This is a genomic window from Desulfovibrio sp. 6_1_46AFAA (assembly GCF_000224635.1).
In the GTDB taxonomy this organism is placed as follows: domain Bacteria; phylum Desulfobacterota; class Desulfovibrionia; order Desulfovibrionales; family Desulfovibrionaceae; genus Desulfovibrio; species Desulfovibrio fairfieldensis.
Map to the genome: position 1 here is coordinate 124,084 of NZ_JH114305.1, position 25,102 is coordinate 149,185.

A 25,102-nucleotide genomic window follows, 5' to 3' on the forward strand; every position below is an offset into this window, starting at 1 on the left:
GATACTCCATAACGCGCAGAAAACGCGTCATCAGTGTTGCAGATTGAGCAGCGGCGCTTCGTTGGTCAGCACCATCTTGCTGTTGTCCTTAAAGGACTTGCGCATAGCCTCCAGCCAACGCTGGTAGGCATAAAATTCCGGAGACTTGCTGTAGGCCTCGGCATAGGCGGCCGCGGCCTGGGCATCGCCCTTGCCGCGTTCCATCTGGGCCTCGCGGGCGGCTTCAGCCAGAATCAGGGCGCGCTGGCGGTCGGCGTCGGAACGGATGCGCGTGGATTCCTCCTCGCCCTCCGACCGGTATTGCTTGGCCTGGCGTTCGCGCTCGGCGCGCATGCGGCCGAAAATGGCCCGCTGGTTTTCGGCCGGAAGGTCCGTGCGCTTGATGCGCACGTCCAGCACTTCCACGCCGAAGGGTTTCATCAGTTCCGAGACCTTGTCGGTCACTTCCTTCATAATGGCCGCGCGGTGCGAGGAGACAACCTCGGTAAGGGTGTACGCGCCCACCAGAGCCCGTAACTGGGAGTAAACCACGTCATCCAGACGGGCCTGCGCTCCCGGGATACTGCGCATGGTGCGGTAGAACTGGAGAGGGTCAATAATCTTCCAGCGGGCGTAGTTGTCCAGCACAATGGCCTTCTTGTCCACGGTGAAGGCCTCGCGCGAGCGTGCTTCATAATCCAGCACGCGGGAGTCGAAATAGACCACGTTCTGAATGAAAGGCAGTTTGAAATGCAGGCCCGGCCCGTACACTTCCGGAAGCGGCTCGCCCAGTTGAAGAACCAGGGCTTTCTGGGTCTGATGCACGGTGAAGAAGCACTGACTCGCCAGAGCCAGGATCACAAGGGCCACGATAACCAGAAGCAGCGGATTCTTGCGCATTACTTTTTCTCCACGGCCTGCGGGGCCTTGGGGGTCTGGGGGGCGCTCAGGCTGGGGAGGGGCAGATAGGGCAGCGCGCGGGCAGCGGCAGCGCCGTCCATAAGCACCTTTTCTCCGGCACCGGCCAGAATGTCTTCCATGGTTTCGTAATACAGCCGCTGCTTGGTGACCTTGGGAGCTTTTTCGTATTCCACGCGCAAGGCGTCGAAACGCGAGGCGTCGCCCTCGGCGTTACGCACGCGGGTGGCGCTGTAGGCCTCGGCCTGATTGCGCATGGCCGCGGCCTGGCCGCGCGCCTTGGGCAGAAGTTCGTTGCGGTAGGCTTCGGCCTCATTGATGATCCGGCTCTTGTCCTCACGGGCGCTGGCCACATCCTTGAAGGCTTCGATGACATCCTGCGGCGGATGCACATCCTGCAACTGCACCGCGATGACATGGATGCCCGCGCCGTAGCGGTTGAGAATCTGCTGCAGAAGCTGGGTGGCCTCGCTCTGGATCTTCAACTTGCCGTCGGTGATGGCCGAGTCGATCTGGCTGTTGCCGATGACTTCGCGCATGGCCGCCTCGGCCGCGTTGCGCACCAGCGCGGCGGGCGCGCTGACGTTGAAGAGGTATTGCACGGGATCGCTGATCTTGTACTGCACGCTGAACTGCACATTGACGATATTTTCATCGCCCGTGAGCATGGAGGCTTCCTCGGGGATAGTCCGCACCTGTCCCTGCTGGAAAGTAGCGGACTGGCCCACGGAGCGGAAGCCCACTTCGCTGCGCAGCACCTGGGTGACCTGCGGCTTGTAGACCGTTTCAATGGGCACGGGCCAGGCATAATGCGGGCCGGGACCTTCCGTGCGTTCGTACTTGCCGAAACGCAGCACCACGCCCTGCTCGTCGGGGTTGATGATATAAATGCCCGACAACAGCCAGAGCCCCACCACGGCCAGCAGCACCAGCAGCACCGCGCGTCCGTTGGGCACGCGCATCTGGGAAAGGCGCTTGAGCGGATTCGCATCCGGCCCGCTGCCCCTCTTGTTGAAGGGGGTACGCCGCGCGCGAGGCTCGTCGCGCTCGGTTTCGTCGTGATCCTGGTCCTGAGGAGGCCTAGGGGGAGGATTCTGCCCCTGCTGTCGCTGCCGCTTTTCTTGTAGTTTATCCCAATCCCAATTCATGGTAGAGGCAATACCTTCGCTTCAGAGGTGCGGGGCGCCCATAACAGTCCGCAGCGCCCACAACGTGAGGAGTAGTGTTTATAGATAGGACACGAATCCGCCTTGGTCAAGACGAAGAGAGGCATGTCAATAAGAAGAGCCGCATGAAAAAGGGCTGCATGGAGCGCCTTTTTTGCGGCCAAGAGAGAAATGGAGCCCCACAAGCGGCCTGGGACGTCGCAACAGAGGCGGCCTACCGCGCCGCCCCCGCAGCCTGCGCGTCGGTATCGGCACAGGGGCTGCGCAGGGACCTGCCGGCCAGGGGCACCACCCGCACCACCCGCACCACATCGGCCTGCACCGCAAAATTGGGTACGTAATCAGCCAGATTCGGGCGCGGCGTCCGCGCGTTTCCGCCCTGCCAGAGCATAGCGGCGAAAAAACACGCGCAGCCCAGCAGGGCGGCGCTCAACAGGGCGTACGGCGCATTGTTTCTTCCGTTGCTTCTGATCATTGCTTGCTCCTCAATATTTCGCGGCAGATTTTTCCCTGCCGCCCTTCCATGGAGAAACAAGCAATATTGGTGCCAGACGGATTTTCCGGGCAAAAAAATTCTTCGCTCTATCGCTCTCTATAGTTAATGTTACGGCCCCAAGTTTAAAATCGGCGCCGCCTCCACAGGGCACGGGAGACAGCTGAAAAAAACGCCGAAGCGCATCAAGCCCGCCGGAAGGTCGCACATTGTCGGCGTTCCCGGCGGGCTTGATGCGCTCGCGGTTGAAGGCCCGGCTGAAAACCGGCCGATGCCCGCTGGAGCAGATCGACTTTGAAATGCTCTAAACTTCGCTGATAATGGGCACCACCACCGGGTCGCGCTCCAGCACGCGGCGGAAAAAACGCCGCAGGGAGGAGCGGATGCCCTCCTGCATGCGGGTGAGCTGGCCGGGCCGGGCCGCCTCGATCTCATCCAGCACCAGGCATTTGGCGTCTTCCAGCAAATGGCTGTATTGCTGCTCGAAGACAAAGCCCTTGGAAATCATTTCCGGCCCGTGCAGCACGCTGCCCGTCTCCGAATCCACAACCAGCACCACGATGACCATGCCCTCATCGCCAAGAATGCGCCGCTCCTTGAGCACGGCGGAACCCACGTCGCCCACGCCCTTGCCGTCCACCAGAGTGCACTCCACGGGCACGCGGTCCTCCAGGCGGAAAGAATCCGGCAGAATGCTCAGGGGCTGGCCGTCCTCCAGCAGGATGATCTTTTCCGGGTCCACGCCGCAGCTTTCGGCCAGACGGCCGTGCTTGACCAGATGCTGGTATTCGCCGTGCACCGGCACAAAAAGCTCGGGCCGCACGGCCAGCAGCATTTCGCGCAATTCCTCGCTGTGGGCATGGCCCGAGGCGTGGATGGCATGCACGCTCTCATAGAGCACTTCCGCGCCCAGGCGATACATTTCATTGATCAGGCGGGAAATGGCCTTGGCATTGCCCGGAATCATGCGCGAACTCATGACCACGGTGTCGCCCTCGCGGATGCAGAGCTGGCGGTGGCCGCCCAGCACCATGCGCGACAGGGCCGACAACGGCTCGCCCTGCGCGCCGGTGACCACCAGCACCAGTTGCTCGTCCGGCAGGTCCGGCACGCCGTTGTGGGCGTTGAAAAAGGAGGGCGGCAGCTTGGCGAAGCCCAGATCCCGCGCCATTTCAATATTGTTCGCCAGGGACTTGCCGCTGATGACCACCGTGCGCCCGCGCTCCCTGGCAAGGTCGAAGACTTCCTGGATGCGCTGGATATGGCTGGAAAAAAGCGTGATGACAATGCGGCCCTTGGCCGAATCAAAGACCTTGCCCAGAGAGTCCTTGACCTCCCGCTCGGTGAGAGAACGCCCCTCGCGCATGACGTTGGTGGAGTCCGAAAGCAGCAGGCGCGCGCCTTCCGGACCGGCGAACTCCCGGAAAAGACGCAAGTCCGTGCCCGAGCCGCCCAGGGGGTGGGGGTCGAGCTTGAAGTCGCCGCTGTGCACCACCCGGCCCACGGGGGTTTCCACGCCCAGGCCGAAACCTTCGGGGATGGAGTGACAGACCGGAAAGAAATGAAAGGTCAGGTCGCCCAGGGGCAGCGTGGTACCGGCGTCCACCGGGCAGAGCTCCACCCAGTCCAGGATTTCATGTTCGCGCAGCTTGTGCTCCACCAGGGCCAGGGTGAAGCGCGAGCCGTAAATGCGCGTGCCTTTGAGTTCCCGCACCAGCCAGGGCAGCGCGCCGATGTGGTCCTCATGCCCGTGGGTCAGCACGATGCCCAGCAGCTTGTCCTTGACGGCGCTCACCGCGCCGAAATGCGGAATGACCACGTCCACGCCCAGATGGGCGTCGTCCGGAAACATCAGCCCGCAGTCCACCATGACCACGCCGCCCTCTGTTTCCCAGAGCTGGCAGTTGAGGCCGATTTCGCCGAGTCCCCCCAGGGGGGTAATGGAAAGGTAAGGTTCGTTCATGCCTGCCGTCGTATGTTGATTTTCGTCATAACAATATCATGTAGTTACAGACGGAATGGCTTCCAGGAAGCCGTCCGCGTTCATTAAATATGCCGGAAAACGCTTCCGGCGCAAACAAGGACCGAGCTTTGCCGCGGCTTGCCGCCGCCGGCGATGCGTTCCGGAGCCCGCCGCAACAGGGCGCGCTCCACAGGTATCAGCGCTGCATCAGATCGGGATGAAATTCACCCATGGCCACGTAAATCTGGGCCAGGGCCGTGAGATAATCGGCCTTGGCGCTGGTCAGCGAAGCCTGGGCCGTGGTCAGTTTGGAAGAGGCGTCCAGCACGTCGAAGTTGGTGCCCACCTGCTCCTGGTAGCGGGCCAGGGCCACATTATAGGCTTCCGTGGCCTGCTCCACGCCCTTTTCCGCCACGGAAATACGCTTTTCCGCCTCATGCACGGCCAGCAGCTTGGATTTGATGTCGTAGCCCACCTGGAGCTTCAGGTCTTCCTCTTCGTAACGCATCTTGGTCACCAGCCAGCCCGCCTGCTTGTCGGCATAATAGGTGGTGCCCCACTGAAAGACATTCCAGGTGGCGCGGGCTCCCACCTCCCAGGTGGTGCCGCGCGAGCTCCGGTCGCCCGAGCGCTGCAGATCCGGGGTATTGCCGGTCTGATTGATGTTGTAATAGGCCTCCACCTGCGGGTAGTAATCGCTCTGGGCCACGCGCTGGTCCTTGCCCGCGATTTCCACGGACTTGGCCGCCATATACAGATCCGGCCGCTGGCGGTAGGCGGCCTCCAGACACTGTTCCAGCGAGCGCCGGAAAGGCACATGGACCAGCTTGCCCGTATACGCGGCCCTGGCGGTGGCGGGCAGGCCCAGCAGGGTATTGAGCTTGGCGAGATAGGTGTCGCGGTTGTTTTCCACCTGGATCAGCTGGTTTTCCGCCTGGCTCACATTGACCTCGGCCTGGAGCACATCCAGGCGCGGGCGCAGGCCCACGTCATAGAAAGCCTTGGTAATGCGCAACTGGTCGCGCAGCCGGGCCAGGGAATCCCGCTCGCTGCGCACGTTTTCCTCGGCGCGCAGATAATCGAGGAAATAGGTCTGGACCTGTTCGGTCATGTCCAACTCGGCCTTGCGCAGGGAGGCCTTGTCGCTGTCGGACTGGAGGGCGGCTTTCTGATAGGTGGCCAACAGCCTGAACCCCTGAAAGACCGGCTGGGAAACTTCCACGGCCCAGGAATAGGTGCCCAGTTCCGGCGGGCGCGTGCTGGCGGGCGAACTTTTCCTTTCCTGTTTGACCGCCGTGTAGCTCATGCCGAGTTTGGGGCCAAAGGCCCCGCGCGCCGACTTGCGCCCCTCTTCCGAAGAGCGGCTCTGGGATTCCTGCGACCCCAGGCTGGGATTGAACTTCAAGGCCCGCTGCACGGCCTCGGGCATGCTGACGGCATCCGGCAGGCCCAGATGCGCGTCCTTGCCGTCCGGGGAACGCTGCCCCGTGTAGAGCGGCGCGGGTGGGGACTTCATGGCTCCGGCCCCGGACGCGGGCTGAGCCGCGGCCACGGGCGGATCGGCAAAAAAAAGGGCAACGCAGCCCAGCCACAGCCCGGCCAGCAGGCAGAGCGCGGGAGCGCGGCGGAAAAAGACGATTATGCGCATGGCCCATAGCATACACGTACAGACGCGGCATTGGCAACACAGACTTTATCCCGGGCCAGGGCAATCGAATGAATAGGATGAACGTGTATCCAAAGCGAAAGAGAAAAATACTCTTACGGCAGCCCTCCTGTAACTTTGCGGTTATTTTGCGAAATCCGCCTTTTCCGCGCGGGTGGCGTTATCGGCGCGTTTTTGATGCTCACATATCCGGAGATGAGGCATGCATTCAATTGCCCGGCAGCCTGAACCCGCCCGGCGGTGACGTCCGCGCTCGGAACGGGCGGTGCGGCGCTTTCCGCCTTGACGGGGCCGTGAATTCGTCTTTAACTAGCTAACTATACGTCAGCAACAGGACAATAACCATTATGGATGCAACCGCCGCGCGGTCCATTGATGCCGTCCGCCGTTTTTTCAGGGCCTATCTGCGGGAGAGAAACCCTGAAAAGACGGCGCACTGTCTTTGTGAGGATGTGCGTTGGATCGGCATCGGCGCATCCGGAACCATTGGGGAGGGTCTGGAGGCGTTCCGCGCGCTGCTGCGTGAGGAATTCCGGGCGATCCCCGGTCCACGTGATTATGAACTGCGTAATGCCCGCGCCTTTGTCTGCGGTGCGGACTGTGCCTGCGCGGGCGGCGAATTGCTGCTGTCCGGAACGTCGCCCGACGGCGAAGCCGCGCGCCTGGAAATGCGTTTTTCCGCCGTCTGCCGCTGCCTGGGAAAAGAATGCCGCATCTGCGGCATCCATATTTCCATGCCCGGCCAAGGGCGGGGCACGGACGGATTTTTTCCGGCCAGCCTCGGCGAAACCACCACCGCCGGGATGTCCTTCCGCTCCAAGGAACAAGCCTTTGAACTGCTCAAGAACAGCATCCCCGGCGGCCTTATCGGCGGCTTCATGGAGCCGGGCTTTCCTCTCTATTTCGTCAACGACAACCTGATCCGCCACCTGGATTACGACTCTTACGAGGAATTCGCCGCTGATATCCAGGGGATGGTCGGCAACGGCATCCACCCCGAGGATCGTGAACACGTCAACCATGTGGTGTCGGAATCCTTGGCGGTTTCCGACCATTACGAAGTCGTCTACCGCATGCTCGCCAAGGGCGGCTCATTCATCTGGGTGCTGGACCGGGGCTGCCTGACCACGGACCGGGGGCGCAAGGTCATTGTCAGCATCGTCATCGACATCACCCAGCAACGCCGGCTTCAGGAGCGGCTCCAACGGGGCATGGCCTCGCTGGAACGCAAAAACGCCGAGCTCGGGGCTTTTTATCAGGTGGTGGTCAGCGGCATCGCCAAAATCCTGGATGACCCCGGCTATACCCTGCTCTACGCCAACGACCAGTTTTTCGACAATCTCGGCTACACGCGGGAGGAGATCCTCTCCCTCTTCAACAACGAGTCATTGCGCATCATGCACCCGGTCGACGCGGCGGCAACGGATAAAAGCATCCGCGAGCTCAAGGAGCAGGGGCGCTTTTCCGTCAAATGCCGCTTCGTCAAAAAAAACGGCGAGAGCGTGCGCATCCGTCTGGACGGCTGCCAGACCAGCGAAAGCCACGACGGCTACAACGTCATTTACTGCTTCTATACGGACATTGAGGAACAGGAACGCCGCGACGCCGTCTACCAGCGCCAGCAGCACTTCATGTCCCTGATCAGTTCGAGCATCGCGGGCGGTTCCTTCATCGCCCGCGCCGAGGCCGGACGACCGCTGGCCTATGTCAGCGACAGCCTGCTCTCCCTGCTCGGCTACACCCGCAAGGAGTTTGAAAAGGCCTGCGGCGGCAAGCTGTCCGGCATCATCCACCCCGATGACCGCGGGCGCGTCCCGGCGGCCTGCGCGGACCCGCAGAGCGACTATTACGAGGAGGAATACCGGATCAGAAAAGCCGACGGCAATCTGATCTGGGCTCTGGAAAAAGGTCGCCTGGCCACGGACGAGGACGGTGAACGGATTTACATCTGCATTCTTCTGGACATCACCGACAGGAAACTCCGCCACGACGAACTGGTGCAACGCACCCGCCAGGACCCGCTCACCGGCCTGTACAATCACGACTACGCCCGGCAATACATCCAGACCTATCTTGACATCCACCAGCGCGGGCACGCCTCGGCCCTGCTGCTCTTCGACCTGGATAATTTCAAACGCGTCAACGACCGGCACGGCCACCTGGAAGGCGACGCCGCGCTGGTCCGCTTCGCGGAAATACTTAAAAAACAGTTTCGCAGCCGGGATTTCCTGGCCCGCACCGGCGGCGACGAGTTCATCGCCTTTCTGCAGGACATTCCCTCCGAACGGGAAGCCGAGGCCATGGCGGACGGCGTGGCGCGGCGCATGCGCGACTCGCTCGGCAGGGAATACGCGGACTGCGGCCTGGCCCTCAGCGTCGGCGTGGCTTTCACCACCGAGCGGACCTCCTACAATCTGCTCTTTCATACCGCCGACGAAGCCATGTACCGGATGAAGGGCAAGGGCCGCGACGGGTGGGAATTTGTGCTGGACCGGGCGGAACGGGCCTTCGAACGCCATCTGCTCTTCAAGCACGCCTTCGGCATCATTCTGCGCATTGATCTCGACAGCGGGCAATACCACATCCGCTACGGCGCGCATGCGGTCAGCGCCCGACTTCCCTCGACAGGCCTCTATGAGCAAATGCTGGGCGGCGCGCTGCTCCATCCTGTTCTGCCCGAAGACAAAACCATGCTGCGGAAAAATCTGGGGTTGGCGCAACTCCGCGCGGCCTGCGGGCGCGGCGAGGATGTTCTGTCCTGCGAATACCGCGTGCGCCGGACGTCCGGCGAAATCCTGTGGATAGAATCCCGCTTCCACTTCCTGCGCAACGGGGGCCAGAACCTGGCCTACAACGTCATTTCCGACGTCACCGAAAGCAGAAAACAGCGCGAGCAGATCCGCATCGCGGAAATTTACGCCTTCACCCTCCAAGACACTTCGGACGAAATTTACGAACTGGACATGGAGCGCGGACGGTATCAGACCATCCGCAGTTCGGGCGACGAATTTCTGCCCCTGCCCCCGGAAGGAACGCTGGAAGAACTCCAGCGCGCCGTCCGCGACGGCATGATCCACCCCGGCGACCGGGAGCGCTTCGACCGCTTTCATTACCGCGCGCGGGAAGCCCGAAACGGCAAGCCCGGTCGCGAAGACTTCCGCTGTCTCTGGCGGGACGGCGCGTATCACTCGGTTTCCATCAGCGTTCTGCCCGTCAAGGGGTCCGACCGGATATTCCTTGCCTGCGTCATGGGCATTGACGAGCGTAAACGGCTGGAAAATTTTTCCAGCGAAAACGAACAGCTGCGGCAAAACAGGCTGGAGGACGAGCGCTACCGCATCATTGTGGAACAAAGCCGCGGCATTGTGCTGGATCTCGATCTGGAGCGGCATGTCTACTACGCGCCCGGCCTTGAAAAGCAGTTCGTCTGCGATCCCATTGTGCGGGAAGGTCCCATGGGCATGCTGCGCTCCCTGGAGGTCCACCCGGACGACCGCCCGCTGCTGGACGGCTTTCACGCGGCTCTGCGCAACACGTCGGAAGGTGAAACAACCCTGCGCCTCAAGCGGCGGGACGGGGCCTTCATCTGGTGCCGCGTGGCCGTCACAGTGCGCCGGAACGCGGCGGGCCGCCCTACCCGTATTGTGGGCGCCGTCACTGATGTGGACGGCGACGTGCGCACCGTGCGCCAGCTCCGCTACCGGGCCGAGCATGACCCGGTCACGGGCTACAGCAACCTGGCAAAATTCAAGCTGGACGCCACGCGCCTGCTCGTCGCGCGCGCCGGGCGCAAATACGCCCTGTGGCACTGCGATTTCCGCAACTTCAAATATATCAACGACATGTACGGCTACGACGTGGGCAACCGCCTGCTCAAGTACTGGGCCGACCTCACCGCCGCCAGTTTCAGTTCCGAAGAGACCTTCGCCCGCGCCACGGCGGACAACTTCGTGATGCTCTGCGCTTACCGGGATATCGCGGAAATGGAGACGCGCTTCTGGAACGCCGCGGAGCTGCTCGGGCATTTCGAAGAACTGGCCAGCAAACGCTTCCGCGTGGAAGTGGCGGGCGGCTGCTACCTGGTGGAAGACGGCGATGCCCGCGGCATCGACGACATGCTGGACCGGGCTACCATGGCGCAGAAAAGCGTGAAACCCCTGGGCGGCAGCCGTTATGCCTTTTATTCCGAAGCCATGCGCAAAAAAATCTTCTATGAGCAGGACCTCGAGGCCTCCATGGAAAAGGCCCTGCACAACGGGGAATTCCGCGCATGGCTGCAACCGCAGATCGACATCCGCAACGGCGACAGCCTGATCGGCGCGGAAGTGCTGGCGCGCTGGCAGCGGCCGGGGCGGGGTTTCGTGCCGCCCTCCGATTTCATCCCCCTGTTCGAACGCAACGGCTTTATTGTCGATCTGGATGCCTTCATGTTCGAACAGGCCTGCGCCTATCTTGCCTCGCGCCGTTCGCGCGGCCTGCCCCCGCTGCGCCTGTCCGTGAACGTTTCGCGCATGAGCCTGGGGCAAAAGAGCTTTCTCAAGCGTTACACCACCCTGCGGGAACGCTACGCCGTCTCCCCCGGCATGCTGGAACTGGAATGCACCGAAAGCCTTGCGATCAAGGATTTTCCCCTGTTCCGCGAAGTCATGGCCCGGCTGCCCGGCTGCGGCTTCCGCCGGGCCATGGACGACTTCGGCACGGGTTATTCCTCGCTGAACCTGTTGAAAAACATCGACCTCGACGTGCTCAAGCTGGACATGGAATTTTTCCGTAACACGGAGGAGACACCCCGCGAACGCGCCGTGATCGAAAGCGTGGTCAGCATGGCGCACGCCCTGAACATGGCGACGGTGGCCGAGGGCATCGAACGGCCCGAGCAGGTGGAATTCCTGCGCGCCATCGGCTGTGACGCCGTGCAGGGCTATATTTTCTCCCGCCCCGTTCCTCCCGACGACTTTGAGGAACAAGAAGGCCGTTTCGCCGCGCCGTAAACGAGCATTTCAATCAACGTTGGGATGCTCGTTTACGGCGGGCAAAACCCGCCGACCCGCATTTTGCAGTTGAGGATTTGCAGAGCGGTTAACGCATGTTACGCGTCAACCGCTCTAACTTATTCCCCCCGCTCACGCGCCGCGCCGCGCGGCTTTTTGCCATATTTTCCGGGCCGCTGGCGGCGCGGGCCGAAGTTCAGGGGCTTGCGCGGATGCGCGGTGCCCGTGCCGCCGTCATCCACGGCGGCGCTCACCCGCGTCCCGCAGATGAACACGCCGTGATTGAGCACCGCCAGCACATGCTCGGCCACTTCCTCGGCCACTTCCACCACGCTGTATTGCTGCCGGATGCCGATGGCGCCGATGTCGCGGCTTGATATGCCGGATTCTCCGGCAATGGCGCCCACCAGCTCGCGTGGGGAAACCTTGTGCGTATGCCCCACACTGACCCGCAGCTTGGTCATGGGCGCGCTGTTTTTCCGTCCGCGGGGATTCGAGCTGTCCCCGCCCCGGGCGTCACGCGAAGGCCCGCCGTCCGGGGCGGAACGCCGGGGTGGTTCGGCAAAAACATCGGGCTCGCGCGACGCGTCCTGATTGCCGAAATCCCGCTGCATCAGGAGCTTGAGCAAAGCGGCGGCCATCTCGCGGCCGGTGACCCCGCCTTCCGGAAAACGCTCGGCCAGAAAATCTTCCACCAACGCCAGCCAGCGTTCCGGCGTTCCGGCTTCAACAGTCTGGCGCACTTCCTCCAGCAGCCGGGAAGTGCGGATATTGTCCACGTCCCGCAGGGTCGGCAGGCGGCCCTGTTTGATGCGGGCCTTGGTGCAGCGGATGATGTCGCGCAGCTTATATTGTTCGCGCATGGTGACAAAAGTAAAGGCGCTGCCCACGCGGCCCGCCCGGCCGGTGCGCCCGACGCGGTGCACATATTTTTCCACGTCATGCGGCATATCGTAATTGATCACCGCGTCCACATCATCCACGTCAATGCCGCGCGCCGCCACATCCGTGGCGACCAGAATCTCAAGGCCTTCCGTACGGAAGCGCTGCATCACCCGGTCCCGCTGCGCCTGGGCCAGATCGCCGTGCAGACCGTCGGACTGGTAGCCCCGCTGCTGCAGGTGCGTGGTCACTTCATCAACGCCGCGCTTGGTGGAGCAGAACACCAGGGCCTTGCGGAATCCCTGCGAATCCAGGACCCGGCAGAGAGCGTCCATCTTCTGGTACGGCCGCACCTCGTAATAGGTCTGCTCAATGGCCGGAATGGTAAGCATTTTATGGGCAATGGTCAGCATTTCCGGCTCGCGCAGAAAGCGCTTGCTCAACTCCCGGATGGGCGGCGGCATGGTGGCTGAAAACAAAATCCGCTGGCAGCCGTCCGGGGTTCGCTCCAGGATGGCTTCAATATCCTCGCGAAAGCCCATGTCCAGCATCTCATCGGCCTCGTCCAAAACCACGACGTCCACTTCGTCCAGGCGCAGCGTGCCGCGCTGCAAATGGTCGATGATCCGGCCCGGCGTTCCCACCACGACCTGCGCGCCTTTGGCCAAAGCCCGGAACTGCCGTTCAATGAGCTGACCGCCGTACACGGGAAGAATCGTGACTCCTTTCTTCCGCGCGGCCAGCTTGCTCAGTTCCTCGGCCACCTGAATAGCCAGCTCGCGCGTGGGGCAAAGCACCAGGGCCTGAACGCCCTTTCCGGAAATGACTTTTTCCAGAATGGGCAGACCGAAAGCCGCTGTCTTGCCGGTGCCCGTCTGCGCCTGCCCGACCGCATCCCGCCCGGCCAGCAATGCCGGAACTGCCAATACCTGGATGGGAGAAGGCTCCTCAAAGCCCATATCCTTAACGGCGTCCAAAAGGTCTTGGGACAAACCCAGTTCTTCAAAAGATGCGGTCATACTTTTCCTGTGGATAAAAAATTCGTGTAATGAATAATCATAGCCCCATCCCGCCCGATGCACAATGAGCGCGAAAGCCCTGGTACCTTTTGCACTTGCGGGCGATTCCGGAAACGGCGCCGCCCCCTACTCCACACTTGGAATATTTCCTTCCGGATTTGCAAATTTCGCATCTCAAACCGACTTCGTTCTAAAAATAATAATCAATAATTACAGTAGATTGATATAAATAATCAGCATGGCATACGAATTGCTGTTCCAGGGCATCACAATCATGGAGCAGGCTATGTTTCTTCTGTTATTCCTTGTGGCGGTCCTTGTCGGAGGGCTCATCGGCACCGTGGGCGTGGGCGGCATTCTGCTGATTCCGGCCCTCAACGTCCTGGCCGGACTTTCCACGCACACGGCCATGGGCACGGCCCTGTTCAGCTTCATCTTCACCGGCCTGCTGGGCACCTGGCTGTTCTGGCGGCACGGCAGCATCGACTGGCGCATCACCATTCCGGTCTGTCTGGGCGGCCTGCTCTGCGGCTATCCCGGCTCCCTTGCCAACGCGGCGGCTCCAGCCCGCCTGCTGGATCTGCTGCTCGGGGCCGTAATCATCTTCGCGGGCGTCTACGCCCTCTTCCCGGCCAGGGGCGGCAGCCTGGAATACCGGACCGTAAAAGGTTGGGGCACTCTCCGGCAAAAACTATTCCTGCTGGCCATAGGCGGCGCGGTGGGCTTCGGTTCCGGCCTGACCGGCGTGGGCGGCCCGGTGCTTTCCGTGCCGCTCATGGTCATCATCGGCTTCCCGCCCCTTACGGCCATCGCCACCAGCCAGGTCATCCAGATCACCGCCGCCCTGTCCGGCAGCGCGGGCAATCTGGCCCACGGCTTCATCGACACGGGCACAGCCCTCTGGGTCACGGCCGCCGAGCTGGTCGGCGTGATGGTCGGCGCGCGTCTGGCCCACAGCATTTCCCAGGCATCCCTCAAAAAAGTGGTTTCCGTGGTCTGCATCGTGGTGGGCGCGTTCATTGTCCTTCGCGCCCTTCAGGTGATTTCCACATAAAAATAAAAACTGCGTGGACGCAGTTTTTATGTGTCGGCAGCGGCGCGAACGCGAACGCGCCTTGCCTCCGAAACGCTTCCCATTTTGACGCGACATCCCTGTCGCGGATTCCGGTTCTGGAAAAACTTCAGGAATTTTTCTCTGAAACCGGAAAAACACCCGCAAACGGCACAGGAGGAACTTCCATGCCCATTCGTCTCAAGGAACGCCCCATTTTCATGATCGGCGCCGAACGTTCCGGCACCACCCTGGTTATGGCCCTGTTGGGTTGCCATTCGCGCATCGCCGTGCCCGAAGTGGTCTGGTACTACCCGCGCTTCTATCCCTATCTGCACACCTACGGCGATCTCTCGCAGGAAAAAAATTTCCGCGTCCTGGCCGAGGAAATGGTCTTCGGCCTGAAAACCCCCTTCTGGGGCATGCGGGTCAACCCCCGCACCATCGTGGACGAAGTGCTGGAACTGGCCCCGGAACGCAGCTTCGCCGGGCTCTACGCGGGCATGCATCTGCGCTTCGCCCAGTATGTGAACAAGCCGCGCTGGGGTGAGAAGACCCCGCACAATCTCTATTTTGTGGGCCCCATGCACCAAGACTTTCCGGACGCGCAGTTTATTTATATTACGCGCGACGGCCGCGACGCCTGCGTGGACTACATGGAATCCTCCTTCGGGCCCACCAACATCTACTGCGCGGCCCAATCCTGGAAGCGCTGCTGGAATGCGGTCAGGGAATGGCGCGAGCCGCTGCGGGACAAGGGCCTCTGGCTGGACGTGAGGTACGAAGAACTGGTGCGCGAACCGCAACGGGTCATGCGTGACGTCTGCGAATTCCTGGGCGAGGATTTCGAAGACGGCATGTTCGATTTCTACAAGACCGATCTCTGCAAGGCGCGCGGCGCTTCGCGCGACCACGCCCCGCTGGGCAAGCCCATCAGCGACAAGTACGTGGGCATCCACAAAGACCTGCTCTCCCCGCGTGATCAGCGCATTTTCGCCGCCGTGGCCGGCAAGGAGCTGGAGGAGGCCGGCTATAAAAACGACGTGAAGCCGGAAATGCCTTCCGAGCGGGTGATCGAGAAATATCTCGAATTCGACGGCCGCATCCGTGCCGCCACCCTGGACGGCTTTGAAGGCCATATCGTCTTTGAAAGCTACAACGACTGGCTCATCGACCAACGCGAAGAACGCCGCAAAAAAGGCGTCTGGAACCCGGCTGACGCGCCTGTGGTATTTCCCGTGGGAGATCCCGACGAGGAATACATCACAGGTCTGCGCGCCTCCGCCCGCTGGAAAAAACATTTTTCCATCAAGCGACGCTATGTGGGCGACGTGGTGCTGTAGCGGCCACGCCATATCCGTGCGGACCGCACGGGAAAAACTCTCCCCGGCGGGCCGGGCTGCGGCCCGCCGGAAAAGCCCCGGAGAAAGCTCATGTCCGACTCCCCTTCCGCGGCACGCCGCGTTCTGCTTATCCTGAGCGGCCCGGCTCTCCTGCTGCTGGCCCTCTGTCTGCCCTGCTTCGGCCCGCTCAACGCCCGTTTCGGCTTCGGCATCCTGTTCTGGATGGTCTGGTGGTGGATCACCACGGCGGTGGATATCAAACTGACCTGTCTCGTGCCCATTTTCGTGGTCTGCGTCTACAGTTACATGCCGTTGGGCAAGGTGCTGGAAGCCTATGTGCACAAAGAGGCCGTGCTCATTTTCGGAGCCACGGCCATCACCTCCGCCTGGGTGCGCTGGGGCTTCGCCAAACGGCTGGCCCTGAACTTCCTGATGCGCGTCAGCGGCAACGTGCGCGCCCAGACCGCCGGTTGGTTCATCCTCTGCGGCGTCACCTCCTTTGTGGTGGGCAACACCACAGTGGCGGCCATGTTTGCGCCCGTGGCCGTGGCCTCGCTGATGTACGCGGGTTTCAGCACGAATGAAGAGCGCTGGAACTCCAAGGCCGCGTCCAACATCCTCATTGCCGTGGCCTGGGGCGCCAGCGTGGGCGGCATGGCCACGCCCCTGGGCGGCGGCCAGTCCGTAGTGACCTACGGCCTGCTCAACAAGTATCTGGGCTACAACATCTATTTCATCGACTGGACCCTGCGCATGCTGCCTATTTCCATACTGGTGGTGCTCGGCGTGGGCGTCATGATGTACTTCATGAAAACGGACCGGGAAACCTTCGGCGGCAGCAAGGAGTTTTACCGCCAGGAGCTGGCGAAGCTCGGCCCCATGAGCTATGAGGAAAAAGTCTCCTTCTACGGCTTTGCCCTGGCCATTGCGCTGGCCGTGCTCCAGCCGCTCTACGCCCCGTATGCCAAGGGACCGCAATGGGCCTGGCTCCAGCCCACCCAGCTGTTCTGCATCATTCCCCTGCTCCTGTTGTTCTGGCCCTCCCGCACAGCCAAGGGCGAAAGCATTCTTTCCACCAGGACCTTGCGGGAACATTTTCCGATAACTATTCTCTTCATGTGGCCCGCGGCCGTGGCTCTGAGCAAAATTCTGGGCGCCACCGGGGCTTCCGCCGTGTTCGGCCAGTGGATCACGGCCTTTGTAGGCGTCAGCGACACCTTTTCCATCGTGGCCTGGAGCGTGGCGGCCAACGCCCTTTCCCAGGTCACCAGCGATACGGCGGCCGCCGGGGTCATGGTGCCGCTGGCCATAGAGGCCATGAATCACTGGCACGGCCTGCAATTCGGCGCGGTGCCCTGGGTCTGGATCACCGGCGCGGCCATCAGCTGGAGCTATGCCGTGGCCTCGGCCACCGGCGCGCAGGGCATTGTGGCCGGTTACGGAGCCAATCTGCGGACCATGTTCCTCTGGGGCCTTGTGGCGGCGGTGGTCTCCGTGGGCATCACCATCCTCTACTTCTGGCTGACCGTGGTGGTGATGGGCCTGGACTTCTACATTCTGCCGCCCGCGTAAGCCGTCCCCTTTCCCGCATGCCGGGCCTCTCACAGGGGGGAGGCCCGCCCCTCCGTTACCGTGCCCGCCCGCAAGGCGGGCGCGGTTGACCTTTTCCGAGGGCGGCGGCCACAACCGGAACACCGCCCAAAGTTCCCGGCAACCTCCTCCACGGAATACAGCCATGCGCAATGACTCCTTTCACTTCGCCTTTGTCTCCAACTCCCTGCCCGTGGCCCAAACCGTGCGCGACTACGCCGCTGCGCGCCATCTGCACATGGAAATCCGCCTGGCGACCATGGAGGAAGCCCTGCCCGTGGCCCGCGCCCTGCTGGACGACGGCACGGACGTGATCCTGGGCGGCGGAGGCACCGGCAAACTGCTGCGCCGCCATTTGCGCCGTCCGGTGGTGACCATCGCCCGCAGCCATCTGGACATCCTCGAGGCCTTGATCTGTGCACGCGAACAGACGCAGCATATCGCCTGCACCTGCTATGGCGCGATACCCCGCTGGCCCGCGCTGTTCGCCGAACTGCTGCACGTCCGCCTGCTGCCTGTGCCCTTCACCACCACTCAGGAATTGGTGGCCGGAATCAGCCAGGCCGTGGCTCAGGGCGTGGGTTGCGTGGTGGGCGGGGGCATCTGTGCTGAAATCGCCCAGGCCCAAGGCTGCCGGGGCGTGGTGGTCAAGCCGGGCGAGGAGGCTCTGGAACGGGCTCTGGACGAGGCCTTGAATATCGCCCGCTCCCAACAACAGGACCGGGAACAGACGGCCTGGCTGCGCGGCGTGCTGGAATCCCTGCACGAAGGCATTGTGGGGGTGGACACCGAGGGCCGTACAGCCACCAGCAACCGTGCCGCTGAAGCTCTGCTGGAAGGGATGTCCGCTCCGGTTGTCGACGGCACCGGCCTGCCGGAGAGCCTGGGCATCGCCAAAGCCCTGAAAACCGGCCGGGGCGAAGAGGGCATCATCCGCCGCGTCAACGGCCGGGAGCTGGTCATCAATACCCGCCCGGTACTGGTGGACGGCAAACTGCGCGGCGCGCTGGCGGCCTTTGCTCCGGCCGCGCGTCTGCGCGACCTGACCCGCAAACTCAAAAACCGCGGTCAGCGAGGCTTCACGGCCCGCCATAGTCTGGACAGCCTGTTGGGGGCAAGCCCGACCATGCACGCCTTGCGGCTTCAGGCCGCGCGTTTCGCCGATGCGGACGCGGCCCTGCACATCCATGGCGAAAGCGGCACCGGCAAGGAGCTGTTGGCGCATGCCCTGCACCAGGCCGGACCACGCAAAAACGGCCCCTTTGTAGCCCTGAACTGCGGCGCGCTGCCCGAAACCCTGCTGGAAAGCGAACTCTTCGGCTATGACGAGGGCGCGTTCACCGGCGCGCGGCGCGGCGGCAAGGAAGGCTTGTTTGAACTGGCCCAGGACGGCACCATCTTTCTGGACGAGATCGCGGATATCAGCCCGGCCGTGCAGATCCGTCTGTTGCGCGTGCTGGAAACAGGCGAAATCTTCCGCCTGGGCGGCGACAGGCCCATTGCCGTCAATGCCCGCGTCATCAGCTCGTCCTGGAAAGACCTGGTGGAGGAGGTGCGGGCCGGACGCTTCCGGGCGGATCTCTACTACCGTCTCTCCCTGCTGCGCCTGCAAACGCCGCCTCTGCGCGAGCGGCCGGAAGACATCCCCGCGCTGGCCCGGCATATGCTGGACAGACAGGCCATGGCGCGCAAAAAACTTTCGCAACGCGCCCTGCGCCTGTTGGAGGGTTATTCCTGGCCCGGCAACGTGCGCGAGCTGGACGCCCTGCTGCGCCGCTACTGCCTGCTTTCAGACGCCGACGCCTGCGACGAAGCCCTGTTAGAAAAGCTGCTCGACGACCTGCGCGTCACCCAAGGGCGCCTGGCCCCCTCCGTCCCGCCTTCCGGATCTGCCGGGGCAACAGCAGGCCTCCCGGCCCCTACGGGCGGCACGCACGGACAGGGGGGCCTCAAAGAACGCCTGGAAAACCTGGAGCAGGAAATCATCCGCGCCGAACTGGAAAAATGCGCGCACAATCGCGGCCGCGCCGCCAAAAATCTGGGCATCAGCACCAATACCCTCTGGCGTAAAATGAAAGGCGGCCCGCGCTAGTGCCACTTGGCGCCCCCCTGTGCGTGTTTCCGTTCGTGGGAATGAAAACGCGCCCGGGTTCTAAAAAAAATCTTGAAAAAAGAGCTCTCTCGTTGCATTGTTCGCCTCGAAGCCCAGTCGCGGGCTCCGGCGCTTCCGCCCCTTTGCGGTGGACGTTTTTTTGCGTCCGCCGCTCCGTCCCGCGTGCGGCTTTGATCGTGCATTGTTACGGAGAACCACATGGAATTCAGCTTTTTTTCGATGATCGCCCAGGCAAGCCTGATAGCCAAGGCCGTGCTGGCGCTTCTGGTGCTCATGTCCATCGGCAGTTGGGGGATGATGATCCAGAAGTTCATCGCGCTCAACGCCGCCAGCCGTAAGGCCCTGAGCGGCGCCGAGCGCTTCGACAAGGCGGCCAGCCTGCGCGAGGCGGTGCAGTCTCTGGGTTCCGACCCGGCCTCGCCGCTCTATTACATCGCCCATCAGGGCGTGCTGGAGTTCAACCGCTCCAAGGAGCTGGGCAATTCCAGCGAAGTGGTGGTGGACAATGTGCGCCGCGCCCTGCGCCAGGGCGTGGCCAGCGAACTGGCCCGCCTGCAGCGTTCACTCTCACTTCTGGCGACCACGGCCAACACCGCGCCCTTTATCGGCCTGTTCGGCACGGTCTGGGGCATCATGAATTCGTTCCATTCCATCGGCATGCTCAAGTCCGCCTCCCTGGCCACGGTGGCGCCGGGCATTTCCGAGGCCCTGGTGGCCACGGCCATCGGCCTGGGCGTAGCCGTGCCCGCCACAGTGGGCTTCAACATTTTCATGGGCAAACTCTCCCAGGTGGACACCCTGCTGGTCAATTTCGCGGGCTTCTTCCTGAACCGCGTCCAGCGCGAGCTCAACGCCCACCGCCCCGTGCAGCGCGCGGGCGCCACGGAGCTGTAGTCATGGGCGCGAGCCTCGGCAACAGCAAATTCGTCTCGGAGATCAACGTCACGCCCTTTGTGGACGTGATGCTGGTGCTCCTGATCATCTTCATGGTCGCCACGCCCATGATGAGCCAGGGCCTGGACGTGGATCTGCCCCAGACCAAACAGGTGGAAGTCCTTCCCACCGAGGCGGACCACATGATCCTCACCGTGCGGCGGGACGGCAAGATCTTTCTGGATGAATACGGCGTGGACAACATGGAAGACCTGGAGGGCTACCTCCAGCGCCTGGTCAAGGAAAAGAACAAGAGCCTCTTTTTGCAGGCCGACAAGGAAGTGCCCTACGGCATCGTGGTGGAAGTCATGGGGCATATCAAGGCCGTGGGCATTGAAAAGCTGGGCGTGATGGCCGAACAGCCCGAGGGCGCGGCCCCCGGCGGCGCGAAACCCGCTGCCGCCGGAACCCGGAAGTAGGTTCGCATGCGCCTGGCCTCCTACGTTCTTTCCTTCTGCCTGCATCTGGCGGCCTTTCTGCTGATCTGGTTCTGGCCCAGCCATCCGCCGGTGCGGCTGGACACGCCGCCGGTGATGATCAGCCTGGTGGAAGGCGCGCCCGGCGGCAACCGGACGCCCTCGCCCATTCTGGGGCATATGGGCGAACTAGGGGACGGCCCCCAGGCCCCCACCCCGCCCGCGCCCAAGAATGAAATCGCCGCGCCCGCGCGGGAAGAGGTCAAGGAGCCCGCGCCCGTGCCCGCGCCGCCCAAGGAGGCCGCGCCGGTCAAACGGCCCGAGCCCGTGAAGGAGCCTCCCAAGCCGATACCGGCCAAGGAAGAGGCCACCCCGGTAGCCAAGAAAAAGAAAGACCTGCCCAAGAAGGAAGAAGCGCCCAGGGAAGAACCCAAGAAGCAGGAAAAAAGGGAAGAGCCCAAGAAGGCCGACAAGCCTAAAAAAGACGAAAAGCCCAAGAAAGACGGCAAAACCAAGGAAGATCCCATTGCCGCCGCATTGCAGAAGGCCCGCAAGGCCAGTTCCCGCGCCGATTCGGGCGACCGGGGCAACGCCATTGAGCAGGCCCTGGCCCAGGCCCAGCGCAAGGCCGGGGGCAATCGCGGTGGCGGCGGCGGCGAAGGCGACGGCCCCGGCGGGGGCGGTCTGGGCGACGTCTATATGGGCCAGGTCATGTTGGCCGTGCGTCCCAACTGGGGTTTCGCCTCGGCCGGGCGGGTCAATCTGAGCTGCGTGGTCCGGGTCAAGGTGGACATGCAGGGCAAAGTGCTCCAGGCTGAAATCAGCCAGAGTTCCGGCAACTCGCAGTACGACGCCTCGGCGGTCAACGCGGTGGTGCGCACCGGCCAGGCCGGGGAATTCCCGCCGCCGCCCTCGGCTGAATACTCGGACCTGGACCTGGTATTCACCTTTGACGAACTCATGGGGCGCTAACCTGAGGAGAACGACGCTTATGCCATCCATCTTGCGTACGGGCCTTGCGGTCCTGCTCACAACCCTGCTTTTCACGGCGGTTCCGGCTGCCGGGGCAAGTCTGGCGGCGGCGGATCAGAACGGCGGCTACTCCGGCAAGGTGCTGGACAAGGTCATCGCGGTCTGGGCGCCGCCTCCGGCGCTTAAGGGCGAGTTTGAAGTCAGGCTGAAAGTTTCTCTGGACGGCCAGGGCAAGGTACTGAACTGCGCGCCCACCAAGGCCTCGGGCATGGAAGCTCTGGACAGCTCCGCCTGCGGCGCTGTGCGCCAGGCGGCTCCGTTCGGCACGCCGCCCTACGGCATGCCCCTGGACGTGCACCTGGCCTTCTGGACCGGCATGCCCAAGGGCAAGGCCAAAACCGAAACCCTTTCCAATGAAGAGGCCATGCGGGCCGAAGTTCTCGCCCGCGACAAGGCCGAGCGGCTCATGGGCCAGCAACGGGCCAGCTCCGTCGAGGAGCGCGCCCGTGAACGTGCCGAGGCCATTGCCAAAAGCGCGGGCCGGCCCCTGCCCGAGGTCGCGCCCGCGCCCGTGGCCCCACCGGCGCGCGCCAAGGCGGCAGCCGACGCCGGAAGACAGAAAAAAGCCGCCAAAGGACCGCGGGCCGGTCTGAGCCCGGACAGTCCGGCCACCGAGGCCATCAAACCCGCCAAGGAAAAGCCCGCCGCCCCCAAAACGGCCAAAGCCGAAGCTGCGCCGCCCGCGCCATCGGGCACGGGCCTCTCCGAAGAGGAAATGCGCCTGGATCTCTCCGGCGCGTCCGCCGGGCATGCGGCAGTTACGGCGCCAGCCCCGATGACGGCCCCGGCCGCTACGGACACGGTTACGACCGCGCCGCGGAGCGGACAGAACGAGTCCCGGAGTATGGCGCAGGACCAGTACGACCCGCGCTACCGTAAGTATTTTTCCACCATTACCTGGAATCTGCGCAACGCCATGTTCATTCCCGCGGAAACAGCGCCGGGCACCTATTATGCCACGGTGCGTCTGCAGGTGGACGCCGCGGGCGCCATCAAGAAATCCACCCTGTTGCAGAGCAGCGGGGACCAGCGACTTGACAAATTCGTGCTCCAGGGCATACGCCGGGCGGGCAGCGTGGAACCGCCGCCCGCGGGCCTCGGCAACACGTTGGATCTCACCTTTACACTGGTGCGCCGCTGACGCGCGCCGACCGAATGAGGAATACCGAGCCATGAAAAAAATCCTTCTTCTCCTGGCCCTGGCTCTCTCCGTGGCGCTGGGGCCGTTGCCCGGCACCCGGGCCGAGGCGGCCATGCGCGTGGATATCATGAATCCCGGCCAGAATATCGTCAATCTGGCTTTGGCCGCCCCGCTCAAGGGCCCCCAGGCTCAGGCCACGGGCATGGGCGCGGAATTGCAGACCCTGGTGGAGCAGAATCTCAGCTTCCTGCCCTTCATGCGCCTCACGGACCCCAAGGCCGTGCTGGGCGGCGTGGTGCTGGCGGGCTACGAACCGCCCGCTCTGGACTTCAAGCGTTTCCAACTGGCCGGTTCGGACATTGTGGTCACCACCTTCTGGCCCGACGGCGACAGCGGCACCAAACCCGTCCAGATCCGCGCTTTTGAAACCAATACCGGCGGCCGCCTGTTCGGCAAGGAATATCCCAAAGTCAACAAGCGCGATCTGCCTGAAGTGGCCGACCGCTTCTGCGCCGACCTGCTGGAAGCCCTGACCGGCAACGGCGCCTTTTTCCGCTCCACCCTCGCTTTTGTGAAAAAGACCGGCAAAATGAGCGCCAACGTCTGGCTGGTCAAGCCCACGGGCCGCGACCTGCGCCAGATCACCAACATTCCGGGCGAGGCCCTTTCCCCGGCCTGGTCCCCGGACGGCCGCTTTGTGGTCTTCAGCCACATCGACCCCAAATCCCACGCCCTGGGCGTGTGGGACCGCTCCACCGGCAAGGTGCAGCGCATCCGCTTCCCCGGCAACGTGGTCATCGGCCCGGCTTTCATGCCCGACAACAAGGTGGCCGTGGCCCTCTCCAACGGCAAGTATCCGGTCATCTTCCTGCTCAACCACGTTTTCCAGAAGGAACGCGTGCTGGAACAAAGCAACGCCATCAACGTTTCGCCCACCTTTGACAGCACGGGCACCAAGATGGCCTTCACCTCCTCCCGCCTGGGCGGCCCGCAGATCTTTCTCAAGGACCTGGGCAGCGGCAGCATCACCCGGGTGAGCAAGAACGGCACCTACAACACCGAGGCCAACCTCTCCCCGGACGGCACCCTGGTGGTCTACAGCCGGATGACCGATTTCGGCCACCGCATTTTCGTGCAGGACATGCTCACGGGCATGGAGCGCCAGATCACTTTCGGGCCCGGCAGCGACGAGCAGCCTTCCTTCTGCGCGGACAGCTACTTCATCGCCTTTGCCTCCACCCGCAACGGCGGACGCGGCATCTACCTGACCACCCGCCACGGCGGCGACGCCAAGCAGGTGCCCACCGGCGGCGGCGCGGCCTCTTTCCCGCGCTGGGGCATGCCGGTGACGCAGAAGTAATTTTTCGCTCAATGCGGCGGAAAAACGTATTTTTACCCGGTCGTCTGAAATTTTTTCAGAGGCCGGGTAAAAAAAATTTTACGAATCAGCCTTCCATACCTTGACAAAAATAGAAGGGCAGATACCATCTCTCTCGCGTGGTCAAGGGATCACGCGTTGTGCAGAAAGGAAAGGTACTTTTTTTTGGAGTATGAGCTGTTCAGGAGGACACACACATGAAACGCTACGCTCTTATTCTCGCTCTGGTTATGGCCCTGGCCGCCGGTTTCGGCTGCGCGAAGAAAACCACCGGTGAACCCGGCTACGATGACGGCCTGACCCCTGAAATGCGCGCCGCCATTCAGCAGATCACTGATGCCCGCGTGTACTTCGCTTTCGACAAATTCAACATTCAGCCCGAATACAAAGACATGCTGAAGACCAAGGCTGAGCTGATGAAGAAATACCCCAGCATTCGCGTGCGCATTGAAGGCAACTGCGACGACCGCGGCACCCAGGAATACAACCTGGCCCTCGGCGAACGCCGCGCCCGCGCCGCCTATGAATACCTGGTCACCTTGGGCGTGAACCCCAGCCAGCTTGAAATGATCAGCTACGGCAAGGAAAATCCGGCCGTTCAGGGCACCGGCGAAGCCGTGTGGGCCAAGAACCGCCGCGACGACTTCCGCGTGATTGCCCACTAGGCATCCGCTGATTCCGTCTCTTCAAGGCCGCCCGTGAGGGCGGCCTTTTTTGCTCCGGGCCAACCGTAGACGGTCGGCAGAGCAGACGCATCTAAAAAGTTTTTATTCCCCGATAGATTGGGGAACGAACAAAAAAGAGGCGAAGCCACCTTTGCTCCGCCGGAGCGAAGCGCAGGCGGATGGCTGGCGCCGGGAGAATCCTAAAAAATAAGATTTTTGCGGGCCGGCAAGGAAAATGGCACTTTTTGCGCGGAAACCGACCGGAAGGCGGCCCAAAGGGCTGTGCCCGTTGGGCGAGCCGGGCGAGCCTTACGAGCATCGAGAGCAGCGCTGTACTCAAGTGTACATGAGCAGCAAAAAGCG

Annotated in this window: 17 protein-coding genes; 11 read left to right on the forward strand and 6 right to left on the reverse strand. The window is 62.7% G+C overall.

Annotated features, from left to right (window positions below; translation table 11 throughout):
- Window positions 1-30: 30 nt before the first annotated feature.
- The 5 genes from hflC to HMPREF1022_RS15440 form a co-directional block, all read right to left on the reverse strand.
- On the reverse strand, window positions 31-879 hold the full coding sequence (hflC, locus tag HMPREF1022_RS15420; RefSeq protein ID WP_008686130.1) for a protease modulator HflC: 849 nt from the start codon (window positions 877-879) through the stop codon (window positions 31-33).
- Window positions 879-2,045, reverse strand: coding sequence for an FtsH protease activity modulator HflK (gene hflK / locus HMPREF1022_RS15425; RefSeq protein ID WP_008686131.1), 1,167 nt, complete (start codon window positions 2,043-2,045; stop codon window positions 879-881). The genes hflC and hflK overlap by 1 nt, the downstream gene beginning before the upstream one ends.
- A gap of 232 nt (window positions 2,046-2,277) precedes the next feature.
- Window positions 2,278-2,538, reverse strand: a complete 261-nt coding sequence (locus HMPREF1022_RS15430; RefSeq protein WP_008686132.1) for a hypothetical protein — start codon at window positions 2,536-2,538, stop codon at window positions 2,278-2,280.
- 322 nt (window positions 2,539-2,860) lie between these two features.
- On the reverse strand, window positions 2,861-4,519 hold the full coding sequence (locus HMPREF1022_RS15435) for a ribonuclease J (RefSeq protein ID WP_009303875.1): 1,659 nt from the start codon (window positions 4,517-4,519) through the stop codon (window positions 2,861-2,863).
- Between the two features lie 196 nt (window positions 4,520-4,715).
- Window positions 4,716-6,167: a TolC family protein gene (locus HMPREF1022_RS15440; protein ID WP_008686134.1), complete on the reverse strand. Its 1,452-nt coding sequence runs from the start codon at window positions 6,165-6,167 to the stop codon at window positions 4,716-4,718.
- 365 nt (window positions 6,168-6,532) lie between these two features.
- On the opposite strand from HMPREF1022_RS15440, the gene HMPREF1022_RS15445 reads away from it, so the two are divergent.
- Window positions 6,533-11,176, forward strand: a complete 4,644-nt coding sequence (locus HMPREF1022_RS15445; protein ID WP_009303876.1) for an EAL domain-containing protein — start codon at window positions 6,533-6,535, stop codon at window positions 11,174-11,176.
- 119 nt (window positions 11,177-11,295) lie between these two features.
- On the opposite strand, the gene HMPREF1022_RS15450 is transcribed toward HMPREF1022_RS15445, so the two are convergent.
- Entirely contained in the window at window positions 11,296-13,077 is a 1,782-nt protein-coding gene (locus HMPREF1022_RS15450; protein ID WP_008686136.1) for a DEAD/DEAH box helicase, read from the reverse strand.
- A gap of 286 nt (window positions 13,078-13,363) precedes the next feature.
- Here HMPREF1022_RS15450 and HMPREF1022_RS15455 point away from each other — a divergent pair, with 286 nt between their 5' ends.
- From HMPREF1022_RS15455 to pal, 10 genes are all read left to right on the forward strand, one after another.
- Entirely contained in the window at window positions 13,364-14,131 is a 768-nt protein-coding gene (locus HMPREF1022_RS15455; RefSeq protein WP_009303877.1) for a sulfite exporter TauE/SafE family protein, read from the forward strand.
- Between the two features lie 185 nt (window positions 14,132-14,316).
- Entirely contained in the window at window positions 14,317-15,471 is a 1,155-nt protein-coding gene (locus HMPREF1022_RS15460; RefSeq protein ID WP_009303878.1) for a sulfotransferase family protein, read from the forward strand.
- Window positions 15,472-15,561: 90 nt separating this feature from the next.
- On the forward strand, window positions 15,562-17,043 hold the full coding sequence (locus HMPREF1022_RS15465) for an SLC13 family permease (RefSeq protein WP_009303879.1): 1,482 nt from the start codon (window positions 15,562-15,564) through the stop codon (window positions 17,041-17,043).
- Between the two features lie 163 nt (window positions 17,044-17,206).
- The gene (locus tag HMPREF1022_RS15470; protein WP_009303880.1) at window positions 17,207-19,153 is read left to right on the forward strand and encodes a sigma-54-dependent Fis family transcriptional regulator; all 1,947 of its coding nucleotides are present in this window, start codon (window positions 17,207-17,209) and stop codon (window positions 19,151-19,153) included.
- 219 nt (window positions 19,154-19,372) lie between these two features.
- On the forward strand, window positions 19,373-20,068 hold the full coding sequence (locus tag HMPREF1022_RS15475; protein WP_008686141.1) for a MotA/TolQ/ExbB proton channel family protein: 696 nt from the start codon (window positions 19,373-19,375) through the stop codon (window positions 20,066-20,068).
- A gap of 2 nt (window positions 20,069-20,070) precedes the next feature.
- Window positions 20,071-20,526 carry an ExbD/TolR family protein gene (locus HMPREF1022_RS15480; RefSeq protein ID WP_008686142.1) on the forward strand — a complete coding sequence of 152 codons (456 nt, stop codon included), beginning with the start codon at window positions 20,071-20,073 and terminating at the stop codon, window positions 20,524-20,526.
- A 6-nt stretch (window positions 20,527-20,532) separates the two neighbouring features.
- On the forward strand, window positions 20,533-21,495 hold the full coding sequence (locus HMPREF1022_RS15485) for a cell envelope integrity protein TolA (protein ID WP_009303882.1): 963 nt from the start codon (window positions 20,533-20,535) through the stop codon (window positions 21,493-21,495).
- A gap of 19 nt (window positions 21,496-21,514) precedes the next feature.
- A complete protein-coding gene (locus tag HMPREF1022_RS15490; protein WP_009303885.1) occupies window positions 21,515-22,696 on the forward strand; it encodes a TonB family protein in 1,182 nt (393 codons plus the stop codon).
- Between the two features lie 31 nt (window positions 22,697-22,727).
- Window positions 22,728-24,056, forward strand: a complete 1,329-nt coding sequence (locus HMPREF1022_RS15495; RefSeq protein ID WP_009303886.1) for a PD40 domain-containing protein — start codon at window positions 22,728-22,730, stop codon at window positions 24,054-24,056.
- A gap of 215 nt (window positions 24,057-24,271) precedes the next feature.
- Window positions 24,272-24,739, forward strand: a complete 468-nt coding sequence (gene pal, locus HMPREF1022_RS15500) for a peptidoglycan-associated lipoprotein Pal (protein WP_008686147.1) — start codon at window positions 24,272-24,274, stop codon at window positions 24,737-24,739.
- Window positions 24,740-25,102 lie beyond the last annotated feature (363 nt).